This is a genomic window from Photorhabdus akhurstii (genome assembly GCF_019090985.1).
Classification (GTDB): Bacteria; Pseudomonadota; Gammaproteobacteria; order Enterobacterales; family Enterobacteriaceae; genus Photorhabdus; species Photorhabdus akhurstii.
Window position 1 is genome coordinate 148418 of record NZ_CP020335.1, and the last position, 12595, is coordinate 161012.

Sequence of the window (12595 nt, forward strand, 5' to 3'; positions counted from 1 at the left end):
ATCACTTGGATGTTTCCTATTTACGTTTTACAGTACTGCCCACATATGTATTGCTATTAGATTGAATATATATGTTCTGTTTTATAACCTTAAATAAGGAAGTTAATGATGGAAGTTACTATATCTACAGATAAGATTAAGTTGTTTCTCAAGAAAATAGACGAACTGGTTAATATTGAGAATAAAAAAAAGGGTGGAGCCCTCGCCGTTGCTGTTACCCTCGGCAATAAAACCATTTATCAGCGTCATATCGGACAAGTTAGCATTGAACATGCTGTTGCAGTAAAACCTAATACTAAATTCTATTTAGCTAGTGTTTCAAAACAATTCGCCGCTTTTTGTATTGCATTGTTGGAAAAAGCAGGGAAGCTTTGCGTCAAGGATAAAGTTGGACAATATTTGGATTATTTCCCTGCCGAATTCTCTGACATTACCATTGAACATCTTATTCACCATACCAGCGGGTTACGGGATGAATTTGGGCTTTATGAGTTGGCAGGTAAAAATTCAGACTTTGACCACCGTCATATTGATTTGGTGAGAAAACTCACTCAACGGCAAAAAGCGCTTAATTATACGCCTGGCGAATACTATCTCTATAGTAATACGGGCTATAATTTGCTGGCAGAAATAGTTAGAGTGGTTTCAGGTAAATCGTTAAGAGAATATGCGGAAGAAAATGTTTTTGCCCCATTAAAGATGAAAGATACTTTTTTCTATGATGACATAACTGAGATTATTCCTGATCGAGCGATGGGTTACGCTTATAACGAGGAGTTGCACCGGTGGGTAAGAGATGATCTCAACGATGTGGTAGTCGGTGGTTCAGGGCTTCATTCTACGGTAAATGATTTGTGTCGTTGGATGAGAGCATTTTATTCACCATCGATTGTTCAGGATCTGCTGCCTCAATTATCCCGTACACCAGATTTGACTAATGGTAATCGTAATAATTATGCTTACGGTTTTATTATCAGCCAACGAGAAGGGCAAAAGATAATACAACACGGTGGTTCCTATACTGGTTTCAAATCTCATGTTTGTATTTTACCGGATACTAAATTAGGTATCGCGATTACCGCTGCAACAGGTGTTGATGTTTCTGCATGGGTGGAGCAGCATATTGATATCTTGTTTAACATCGATATTAAGCCAGAAGAACCGTATTGCCTAACTAGTGATATCGATATTACCGGTATTTTCCGAGGGGCAGAGCCTTATCCTTATATTATTACCAAGGAAGAGACTTATTTGTTGGGTAATTTATTCGAAAAAGGCAACCCGATTACCTTTAACTCTGACGGTACATTCCAAGAGAAAGGTGGTAAAATCCGGTTCAGGCCAATTATTGAAAATGATAGTGTTATTGCATTAGAACAAATTGATGAAAATGGCAATGTTTTTTATTTTAAAAAAATGATTGATGAGGGTGGTGTCGATATTCAGCGATTGTCAGGGCGTTATTATAATCATGAAACAGAAGCAACGATGACTGTTTCCGTTTCTGGCGATGGGATTTATATTGATGGAGTTGTTTATATTGGTAAAAAGGAAGTCTTACGGCGAATTTATGGGAATAGTTATTTCTCGCCCAGTACTGAACTGATTATTGATTTTAAATTAGATCCTGATACCAATAAACCTCATCTCTATACCAGTACTTCACGTTGTTGGAGGATAGAATTCGTTGCAGTTTAATTTTCAAAGTGATAAATCAGAATGAAGAATGGCATTGTTATAACAGGGTGTAATTAATGCTATTGAAGGTCTAAAGATATTTTCCATTAGATGCATTTTATTCCAGGCAGAACTATTATATTTATGTTCTGTCTGTTTTTTGAAAATATCAGCTTCTGTAGTTACTTTATATTGCCATTCATATATTAAATGATGATGATTATCACTTGGATGATTTGCTATTTACGTCTTACAGTAATTACTTGTATATGATATTGCTATCAGATCGTATATATGTTCTGTTTTATAATTTTAAAATAAGGAAGTTCATGATGGAATCTACTATACCTACAGATAAAGTTAAGTTGCTCCTCAAGAAAATAGATGAATTGGTTGATATTGAAAATAAGAAAAAGGGTGGCGCTCTTGCTATTGCTGTGACCCACGGTAATAAAACGATTTATCAGCGCCATATCGGAAAGGCTAATATTGAACATGCTGTGGCTGCAAAACCTAATACTAAATTCTATTTAGCGAGTGTTTCAAAACAATTCACCGCTTTTTGCATAGCCTTATTAGAGAAAGAAGGAAAGCTCAGCGTCAAGGATAAAGTCGGGCAATATCTGGATTATTTCCCGGTAGAATTCTCTGATATTACTATTGAACATCTTATTCATCATACCAGTGGATTACGTGATGAATCTTTACTTTATCGTCTGGCAGGTAAAAACTCGCGTTTTGATTACCATAATATTGATTTGATAAGAAAGCTGACTCAGCGGCAACGAGCACTTAATTTTACACCTGGCGAATATTATGCTTATAGCAATACTGGCTATTATTTGCTGGCTGAAATAGTCAGTGTGGTTTCAGGTAAATCATTGAGAGAATATACAGAAGAAAATATTTTCGCTCCGTTAAAGATGAAAGATACTGCTTTCTATGATGATGTCACAGAGATTATTTTTGATCGGGCGATGGGTTACACTTATAATAAGGAACCGAACCGGTGGGCAAGATATGATCTCAATGGTTCCGTAGTAGGTGGCACAGGGCTTTATTCTACGGTGAATGATTTGTGTCGTTGGATCAGAGCATTTTATTCACCATCGATTGTTCAGGAGCTGTTGCCTCAATTATCTCGTACACCAGATTTAACTAATGGCAATCACAATAATTATGCTTACGGCTTGATTATCAGCCAACGAGAAGGGAAAAAAATAATACAGCATGATGGTTCCTATGCTGGTTTCAAATCTGATGTTTGTATTTTGCCTGACGCTAAATTAGGTATCGCTATTACCTCTGCAACAAATATTAATGTCATTCAATGGATTGAACAGTGTCTTGATGTGTTGTTTAACACGAATATAATTGAACCGGAAAAATCATATTGTTTAACCTGTGATATCGATATCACAGGAATTTTCCGAGGGGCAACGCCTTATCCTTATATTATCACCAAGGAGGATTGCTATTTATTGGGTAGTTTATTTGGAAAAGGCGAGCCGATTACTTTTAACTCTGATGGTTCATTCCAACAGCAGGGAAGTAAAACCCTATTCAGACCTATCATTGAAAATAATAGTGTTATCTCATTGGAACAGATTGATGAAAATGGCAATGTTTTTTATTTTAACAAGATGAATGATGACGATATTATCGATATTAAGAGATTGTCAGGGAATTATTATAGTCATGAAATAGAAGCAATGGTGACTATTTCTGCTTCTGGAGATGAAATTTATATTGATGGGGTTACTTACCCTGAAAACAAAGAGGTTTTACGGCGGGTTTGCGGTAATAGTTATTTCTCCCCGAGTACTGAATTTGTTATCGATTTTGAATTGGATTCTGATATGAATAAGCTTCACCTTTATATCAATGACTGGGGTTGCTGGAGGGTAGAATTTGTCGCAGTTTAATTTTTAAAGTGATAAATCAGAATGAAGAATGGTATTGTTATAACAGGGTGTAATTAATGCTGTTGAGGGCCTAAAGATATTTTCCATTAGATGCATTTTGTTCCAGGCAGAACTATTATATTTATGTTCTGTCTGTTTTTTGAAAACATCAGCTTCCGTAGTTACTTTATATTGCCATTCATATATTAAATGATAGTCATTATCACTTGGATGTTTCCTGTTTACGTCTTATAGTACTGCCCATATATGTATTGCTATTAGGTTGAATATATATTTCCTGTCTTATAACCTTAAATAAGGAAATTCATGATGGAATCAACGATATCTACAAATAATATCAACTCTTTTATCAAAAAAATAGACGAACTGGTTAATATTGAAAATAAAAAAAAGGGAGGCGCACTCGCTGTTGCTGTTACTCACGGTAATAAAACAATTTATCAGCGCCATATCGGAAAGGCTAACATTGGACATGCTGTTGCTGTGAAACCTAATACTAAATTCTATTTGGCGAGCGTTTCAAAACAATTCACGGCTTTTTGCATTGCTTTGTTGGAGAAAGAAGGAAAGCTTTGCGTTAAGGATAAAGTTGGACAATATTTGGATTATTTCCCCGCAGAATTCTCTGATATTACCATTGAACATCTTATTCACCATACCAGTGGATTACGTGATCAATTTTTACTTTATAGCCTGGCAGGTAAAAATTCAGCCTTTGACCACCGTCATATTGATTTGGTGAGAAAACTGACGCAACGACAACAAGCGCTTAATTTTACGCCTGGAGAATATTATCTCTATAGCAACACGGGTTATAATTTAATGGCGGAAATAGTCAGAGTAGTTTCAGGCCAGTCGCTGAGAGAATATGCAGAAGAAAATGTTTTCGTCCCATTAAAGATGAAAGATACCTTTTTCTATGATGATGTTACCGAGATTATTTTTGACCGGGCAATGGGGTACTCCTATAACGAGGACTCGAACCGATGGATAAGAGAAGATCTCAATGATGCGGCGGTAGGAGGTTCGGGGCTATATTCTACAGTGAATGATTTGTGTCGCTGGATGAGAGCGTTTTATTCGCCATCGATTGTTCAGGATCTATTGCCTCAATTATCTCGTACGCCAGATTTAACTAATGGCAATCGTAACAATTATGCTTACGGTTTTGCGATCAGCCAACGTGAAGGGCAAAAGATAATACGACATGATGGTGGTTATGGTGGCTTCAGATCAGAAGTTTGTATTTTGCCTGATGCTGAATTAGGTATTGCTGTTACTTCTGCAATGAATACTAATGTCTCTAAGCTTGTTCGACAATGTTTTGACGTATTGTTTAATCCCAATGGTACTAAACTAGAAAAACAGCCTTGTCGGATTGGTGATATTGATATTACGGGTATATTCAAAGGAATACAACCTTATCCTTATATTATTACCAAAGAAGATTGCTATTTATTAGGTAATTTATTCGAGAAAGGCAACCCGATTATCTTTAATTCTGATGGAACATTCCAAGAGGTGGATGGGAAAATTCGGTTCAGACCTATCATTGAAAATGACAGTATTATTGCATTGGAGCAGATTAATGAAAATGGCAATGTTTTTTATCTAAATAAGATGATTGATGATGGTGGTGCCGATATTCAGCTACTATTAGGATATTATTATAACCACGAAACAGAATCTGTGCTCACTGTTACAGCTTCTGAAGATGAGCTTTATATCGATGCCATTATTTCTCCTGAAAGAAAAGAGGTCTTACATCGGGTTTATGGGAACAGTTATTTTTCTCCTAGCACAGAGATTATTATTGATTTTGAATTAAACTCTGACACGAATGAACCTTATCTTTATCTCAGTAATGGTCGTTGCTGGAATATAGAATTCGTCCCAGTTTAATTGATAGTGTTGTGAACACGAGTTGAGAATAGTGTTTTTCTGGTAGAATTGATTGAATTATATTAGGCAGAATTTCCATATTATTATTCTGCCTTATCACACTGTATATATGTTATTTTTATATAACCTTAAATAAGGGAATTAATGATGGAATCTACTATATCTAAAAATAAAATTAAGTTTCTTCTCAAGAAAATAGACGAATTGGTTAATATTGAAAATAAGAAAAATGGCGGTGCCCTCGCAGTTGCTGTTACCCACGGAGATGAAACCATTTATAAGCGCTATATCGGGCAAGCCAGCATTGAACATGCTGTTGCCATAACTCCAAATACGAAATTCTATATGGCGAGTGTTTCGAAACAATTCACCGCTTTTTGTATAGCCTTGTTGGAGAAAGAAGGAAAGATTAACGTCAAGGATAAAGTTGAAAAATATGTGGATTATTTCCCGAAACATTTCTCTGATATTACTATTGAGCATCTTATTCATCATACCAGTGGGTTACGGGATCAATTTGGGCTTTATAATCTGGCAGGTAAAAACTCGGACTTTGATCACCGTCATATTGATTTGGTGAGAAAACTGGCTCAACGGCAACGTGCACTCAATTTTACGCCGGGGGAATATTATCTCTATAACAACACGGGTTATAATTTACTGGCGGAAATAGTTCGCGTGGTTTCAGGTAAATCATTGAGAGAATATGCGCAAGAAAATGTTTTCGCCCCATTAAAGATGAAAGATACCTTTTTCTATGATGACATAACCGAGATTATCTCTGATCGAGCGATGGGCTATGTTTATAATGAGGCGTTGCACCAGTGGAGAAGAAATGATCTCAACGATGCGGTAGTCGGTGGTTCAGGGCTTTATTCTACGGTAAATGATTTATGTCGTTGGATGAGAGCGTTTTATTCGCCATCGATTGTTCAGGAGCTATTGCCTAAATTATCCCGTACACTAGATTTAACCAATGGTGATCGTAACAATTATGCCTACGGTTTGATTATTAGCCAACGTGAAGGGCAAAAGATAATACGACACGGTGGTTCTTATGGTGGTTTCAAATCAGAAATTTGTATTTTGCCTGATGCCAAATTAGGTATCGCTATTACCTCCGCAACAAATGCTTATGCTTATAAGTTTATCATGCAGGGTCTTGATACATTGTTTAATGCCGGTATGACTGAACCAGACAAACAGCCTTGCCGGACCAGTGATATTGATATTACCGGTATTTTCAAAGGAGTAGATCCTTTTCCTTATATTATTACCAAAGAAGAGTGCTATTTATTAGGCAATTTATTCGAAAAAGGAAATCCGATTATTTTTAATGCTGATGGAACCTTCCAAGAGGAAGGTGGGCAAATCCGGTTCAAACCTATCATTGAAAATGATAGCATTATTGCATTGGAACAGATTAATGAAAATGGCAATATTTTTTGTTTGAAAAAGATGATTGATAAAGGTGATATCGATATTCATCGATTGTCAGGACGATATTATAATCACGAAACAGAATCGATTATCAATATTGAAGCATCCGGTGATGATCTTTATATTGATGCGGTTATTTTACCTGGAAAAAAAGAGGCTTTAAGGTGGGTTTACGAAAATAGCTATTTCTTGCCTGGCACTGAACTTATTATTGATTTTGAATTGAATTCGGATACGAATGAACCTCGTATTTATGTCAATGATGGGTATTGTTGGAAGATAGAATTCGTCCGGTTTAATTTAATTGATAGGGTTATGAACACGAATTGAGAGTAGTCTTTCTCTGGCAGGATGGATTGAATTATATTAGATTGTAATTATCTTAGATAGAATTTTTATATTCGTGTTCTGCCCTGTTACACCGTATTATCAGATTGTATATATGTTCTTTTTATATAACCTTAAATAAGGAAATTAATGATGAAATTGACGATATCTAGAGATAATATTAAGTCTCTTCTTAATAAAATAGACAATTTAATTGATATTGAAAATAAGAAAAAAGGTGGCGCTCTCGCAGTTGCTGTTACCCACGGAGATGAAACCATTTATAAGCGCTATATCGGGCAAGCCAGCATTGAACATGCTGTTGCCATAACTCCAAATACGAAATTCTATATGGCGAGTGTTTCGAAACAATTCACGGCTTTTTGTATAGCCTTGTTGGAAAAAGAAGGAAAACTCAACGTCAAGGATAAAGTGGGGAAATATGTGGATTATTTCCTGGCATATTTCTCTGATATTACCATTGAGCATCTTATTCATCATACCAGTGGGTTACGGGATAAATATGTTCCTTATGGCTTTGCCGGTAAAAATTCAGATTTTGACCACCGCAGTATAGATTTATTGAGAAAACTGATTCAACGGCAACAAAAGCTTAATTTTACGCCCGGGGAATATTTTAGCTATAGCAATACGGGCTATAATTTGTTGGCAGAAATCATTAAAGTGGTTTCGGGTAAATCGTTAAGAGAATATGCGAAAGAGAATATCTTTATTCCATTAAAGATGAATAATACCTCTTTCTATGATGATGTTACTGAGATTATCTCTGATCGGGCGATAGGTTATGTCTATAACGAAGATTCAAATCAATGGATAAGATATGATCACAACGATTCAACTATAGGGAGTGCGGGGCTGCGTTCTACAGTGAGTGATTTATGCCGCTGGATGAAAGCATTTTATTCACCATCAATTGTTCGGGATATGTTGCCTCATTTATCTCGTATGCCAAATTTAGCTAATGGCAATCGCAACAATTATGCTTACGGTTTGATGATCAGCCAACGTGAAGGGCAAAAGATAATACGGCACGATGGCGCCTATGGTGGTTTTAAAGCTGATGTTTGTGTTTTACCTGATGCTAAATTAGGTATTGTGATTACGGCTGCAACAGGTATTAATAGTGTTGAGTTTACTAATCAATGTCTTAATGTATTATTTAACACTGATATGACTGAACCAGAGCATTGCCGAACCAGTAATATTGATATTACCGGTATGTTCAAGGGGGCTGATCCCTATCCCTATATTATTACCAAGGAAGATTGCTATTTATTAGGTAATTTATTCGAGAAAGGTAATCCGATTATCTTTAACGCCGATGGAACATTCCAAGAGAAGGGTGGAGAAATCCGGTTCAGACCGATCATTGAAAATAACAGTGTTATCGCACTGGAACAGATTGATGAAAATGACAATGTTTTCTATTTGAAGAAGATGACTGGTAAAGGTGATATTGATATTCATCGATTATCAGGTCGCTATTATAATAACGAAACGGAATCAATTGTCAATATTGAAGCATCCGGCCATGATCTTTATATTGATGCGGTTGTCTTGCCTGGAAAAAAAGAGGTATTACGATGGGCTTATGAGAATAGTTATTTATCTACCAGTACTCAACTTATTATTGATTTCGAATTAAATCATGACACAAATAAACCTCGTCTTTATGTCAATGATTCACGTTGTTGGAAGATAGAGTTTGTTCTGGTTTAATTGATAAAACTGTAACTATAAAATAATAATGTTTTTTATAGGATGAAGAGATTCGATTGAGAACATAAAGAGATTTTCTATCTAACCTATTTATTTTCAGGCAGAACTATTTCTATTATGTTCTGCCTGTTCGTCATGATTTTGATATTTTAATTGCTTCATCGATTGTTTTTGGTTTATATTCTCATCGTCCTTGATACGTCAGGGATACATCTTCCCTCTAATTAGAAATACAATTTAGTCTTTATTATAATATAAGAGAAGTAAATTTACGAAAAAGGGTAAATTATGTAGCGTTAATTAATATTTCCTAACTTGTTTTTAGAAGAATAGTTTAAATCGTAATGTACAGGGCATAGCAAATAAAAAATCTATATTTAGCTACGAAATTATATTTGTTTGAATGTTATTATCCATTTTTTATAAATGTAATTAACGGCTATTTTAAGTAGAGTAAAACGATAATAGGAAGAAATATTTAACATGATTAATATAAATAAAACATATCTATCTGAAAAGAATCAGATGCCTTGTGATTTTGATTCTGAGGTCGTTATTGGGTTAGTTGGTGCTGTAGGAACAGATTTGGAAATAATTAAAGATTCTATAACACAGAAGCTTAATGCGTTCAGGTATGATGTACAGAAGATAAGAGTATCTTCTGAAATCATTTCAGTATTAAGAGATATTCCCTCAACAAAGGATAATTATGAGAGGATAAGTTGTTTAATGTCAGAAGGTAATTATTTACGAGAGACTAGCAAGGATAATTCTATATTGGCATTAGCTGCGGCAGCAAAGATAAGTAAAGGAAGAAGCAAGAAAAACACTTTACCAACACCATCGGTCAGGAAAGCATATATTATAAGTTCTCTTAAACACCCGGATGAGGTCAATGCATTAAGGGATATTTATGCAAATGGTTTTTTTCTGATAGGTGTATATACTGGTGAATCACAAAGATTAAGAAATCTTATTGTTGATAAATGTATTGATGAAGTAAAGGCTAAAAAGTTGATCGATCGTGATTCCAATGAGGGGAATAAGTGGGGACAGCATACCAGAGATACTTATGAGTTATCAGATTTCTTTATAAATTATGATGGAAATAAGAATAGGACCGATAATAATATATGGAGAATACTAGATCTTATTTTTGGTAATCCATATGTCACACCAACCTTTGATGAATACGCTATGTTTATGGCTTTTTCTGCTTCTTTACGATCAGGGGATCTTTCCCGTCAGGTTGGTGCTGTATTAACGAAAGATAAGAATATAATTTCAACTGGAGCTAATGATGTACCACGATTCGGCGGAGGATTATATTGGCCTGATTATGTAGGGGATGTAATTGAAGATGCTGAAAATGGTAGAGATTATAAGATAGGTGAGGATTCAAACGCGAAACAGAAAAGGTTAATTATTGAGGATGTACTTAAAGATATTGTAGATGAACAAAAGGAAGTATTTAAGGAATATCTCCTAAAAAGTAAAATAAAAGATATTACCGAATATGGAAGAGTTGTGCATGCTGAAATGGAGGCAATCTTAGCATGTGCAAGAAGTAATATTAGTACTCATAATGGGATATTGTATTGTACTACATTCCCTTGCCATAATTGTGCAAAACATATCGTTGCCAGTGGTATAAAACGAGTTGTCTATATTGAACCTTATCCTAAAAGCAAAGCTTTTGATTTTCATCCTGATTCTATTTCAAGACCTGAAGAAGAGATTTCTGATAATAAAGTGATTTTTGAGCCATTCGTGGGGGTTGGGCCTCGCTGTTTCTTTAATTTGTTCTCAACAAATCTAGGGATAGGATATAAAGTAAGAAGAAAAGATAAAAATGGTAAAGCTGTTAAATGGCATAGAAAAGATGGCAGACTTAGGATGCAGATGCTACCATTATCTTATATAGAAAGAGAGACAAGATCGGTAACTAACGTAAATAGATTAATAAAGGGGTTAAAAAAATGACTGAGAAAGAAGAGTTTTTGGCTTATTTAGCAGAAATGAGTAAGGTAGTTGATCAATGGCCAGATTGGAAGAAGGTAGGGTTGAGAACTCCCCGTAACCTACTACAGGTATCTCGTAGTTTAAATCCTAAGGATTATACGACAGGTGAGGCTGAAAATAAGTTGGCATAACCTATTCTTATTTATTGGAAAATAAAAAGCCCGATAAAAATTTTATGTTTTCACCTCCAATTTATATATTAATAAATCAACTAAAATAATAAATTAAAATTTTAGCTTAAATTGAGCTTGTATATAAAGTTGTAGTCAATTGCTTTAACGTGGCTTCATCTAAATAAAGTAACCCTTTTTAGGGTTACTAGTAAATATAGTGAATAACTTAAATTCATTATTTATTTTCAAAAAACGCTCGTCTTAAACCTAATTCCAGACCACGAATTTCTGCCAAACCTTTTAATCGGCCAATGCAGGAATAACCGGGATTAGTCTGTTTTCTTAGGTCATCAATTATTTGATGGCCGTGATCAGGACGCATAGGTATCAAACGGTTATCTCCAGCTTGTTTACGGCGATATTCTTCACGCAGGATTTCCATCACTACGTTATACATATCCACATCACCTGCTAAATGAGAGGCTTCATGGAAAGTTTTGCTGTTCTCTTCCCGTTGGGTGGAGCGCAGGTGAGTAAAATAGATTCGGTTGCCATAACATTTAATCATTTCAACCAAATCATTATCACCACGAACACCGTAGGAGCCGGTGCACATGGTAATGCCGTTAACTGGGCTTGGTTCAATGGTGGTCAGCCATTCAATATCTTCAATGGTGGAAATGATACGTGGTAAGCCCAGAATAGGGCGGGGCGGATCATCCGGGTGAATTGCCAGACGTAAATTATATTCCTCACAAACAGGAACAATCTGGTGTAGAAAATAAGCCAAATGTTCACGCAGCTTATCGCGGGTAATATCTTTGTAGCGATCTAATTGCGCCTGAAATTCTGCTAACGTATATCCCTCTTCGGCCCCCGGCAGACCGGCAATAATATTAGTGGTGAGTTTCCTAATATCAGCAGCAGACATGTTGTCGTAATAGACTTTTGCCTGAGCTTGTTCTTCGACGGTGTAATCAGCTTCTGCATTTGGACGCTTGAGAATATAGATTTCAAATGCGGCAAAGGCAATTTGATCAAAACGTAAGGCTTTGGAACCATCAGGGAGTGAGTATTCCAGATCGGTGCGTGTCCAATCCAATACAGGCATAAAGTTATAGCAAACGGTATCGATGCCACATTCTGCTAAATTTTTCAGTGAAGTTTTGTAGTTATTAATCCATTGTTGATAGTGACCGGTCTGAGTTTTAATCTCTTCATGGACAGGCACGCTTTCAACAACTGACCAGATAAGCCCCTTATTTTCGATAAGGGCTTTACGGGCCAAGATTTCGTCTTTGTTCCAAACGTATCCGTTAGGCATATGGTGTAATGCGGTAACGATGCCGGTTGCACCAGCCTGACGGATATCATCTAAAGAAACAGGATCATTTGGGCCGAACCAACGCCAGGTTTGTTCCATTGTTATCTACCTTTATACAAACGCTA

At 35.9% G+C, this 12595-nt stretch carries 8 protein-coding genes; 7 read left to right on the forward strand and 1 reads right to left on the reverse strand.

Annotated elements, in window-relative coordinates; all coding sequences use genetic code 11:
- The first annotated feature begins 105 nt into the window (after positions 1-105).
- The 7 genes from B0X70_RS00690 to B0X70_RS00720 all read left to right on the forward strand — a co-directional run bounded on the left by B0X70_RS00690 (position 106) and on the right by B0X70_RS00720 (position 11164).
- Entirely contained in the window at positions 106-1698 is a 1593-nt protein-coding gene (locus B0X70_RS00690) for a serine hydrolase domain-containing protein (RefSeq protein WP_181147875.1), read from the forward strand.
- 308 nt (positions 1699-2006) lie between these two features.
- Positions 2007-3602, forward strand: a complete 1596-nt coding sequence (locus B0X70_RS00695) for a serine hydrolase domain-containing protein (RefSeq protein ID WP_217470650.1) — start codon at positions 2007-2009, stop codon at positions 3600-3602.
- Positions 3603-3908: 306 nt separating this feature from the next.
- Positions 3909-5504, forward strand: a complete 1596-nt coding sequence (locus B0X70_RS00700; RefSeq protein ID WP_217470651.1) for a serine hydrolase domain-containing protein — start codon at positions 3909-3911, stop codon at positions 5502-5504.
- A gap of 144 nt (positions 5505-5648) precedes the next feature.
- Positions 5649-7274: a serine hydrolase domain-containing protein gene (locus B0X70_RS00705; protein ID WP_217470652.1), complete on the forward strand. Its 1626-nt coding sequence runs from the start codon at positions 5649-5651 to the stop codon at positions 7272-7274.
- A gap of 147 nt (positions 7275-7421) precedes the next feature.
- Complete coding sequence (locus B0X70_RS00710; RefSeq protein WP_217470653.1) at positions 7422-9011, forward strand: serine hydrolase domain-containing protein; 1590 nt, start codon at positions 7422-7424, stop codon at positions 9009-9011.
- A 483-nt stretch (positions 9012-9494) separates the two neighbouring features.
- Positions 9495-10994: an anti-phage dCTP deaminase gene (locus tag B0X70_RS00715; protein ID WP_217470654.1), complete on the forward strand. Its 1500-nt coding sequence runs from the start codon at positions 9495-9497 to the stop codon at positions 10992-10994.
- Complete coding sequence (locus tag B0X70_RS00720) at positions 10991-11164, forward strand: hypothetical protein (RefSeq protein WP_181147874.1); 174 nt, start codon at positions 10991-10993, stop codon at positions 11162-11164. Before B0X70_RS00715 ends, B0X70_RS00720 begins: the two co-directional genes overlap by 4 nt.
- 217 nt (positions 11165-11381) lie before the next feature.
- Here the strand turns inward: B0X70_RS00720 and uxuA are convergent, their stop codons facing one another.
- The gene (uxuA, locus tag B0X70_RS00725) at positions 11382-12569 is read right to left on the reverse strand and encodes a mannonate dehydratase (RefSeq protein ID WP_040153665.1); all 1188 of its coding nucleotides are present in this window, start codon (positions 12567-12569) and stop codon (positions 11382-11384) included.
- Between the last annotated feature and the right edge of the window lie 26 nt (positions 12570-12595).

Excerpts from the sequence above, each read along its gene's own strand:
- B0X70_RS00690 (WP_181147875.1), top strand. The coding sequence starts at position 106 with ATGATGGAAGTTACTATATCTACAGATAAGATTAAGTTGTTTCTCAAG.
- B0X70_RS00700 (WP_217470651.1), top strand. The coding sequence starts at position 3,909 with ATGATGGAATCAACGATATCTACAAATAATATCAACTCTTTTATCAAA.
- B0X70_RS00705 (WP_217470652.1), top strand. The coding sequence starts at position 5,649 with ATGATGGAATCTACTATATCTAAAAATAAAATTAAGTTTCTTCTCAAG.
- B0X70_RS00720 (WP_181147874.1), top strand. The coding sequence starts at position 10,991 with ATGACTGAGAAAGAAGAGTTTTTGGCTTATTTAGCAGAAATGAGTAAG.
- B0X70_RS00715 (WP_217470654.1), top strand. The coding sequence starts at position 9,495 with ATGATTAATATAAATAAAACATATCTATCTGAAAAGAATCAGATGCCT.
- B0X70_RS00695 (WP_217470650.1), top strand. The coding sequence starts at position 2,007 with ATGATGGAATCTACTATACCTACAGATAAAGTTAAGTTGCTCCTCAAG.
- B0X70_RS00710 (WP_217470653.1), top strand. The coding sequence starts at position 7,422 with ATGATGAAATTGACGATATCTAGAGATAATATTAAGTCTCTTCTTAAT.
- uxuA (WP_040153665.1), bottom strand. The coding sequence starts at position 12,569 with ATGGAACAAACCTGGCGTTGGTTCGGCCCAAATGATCCTGTTTCTTTA.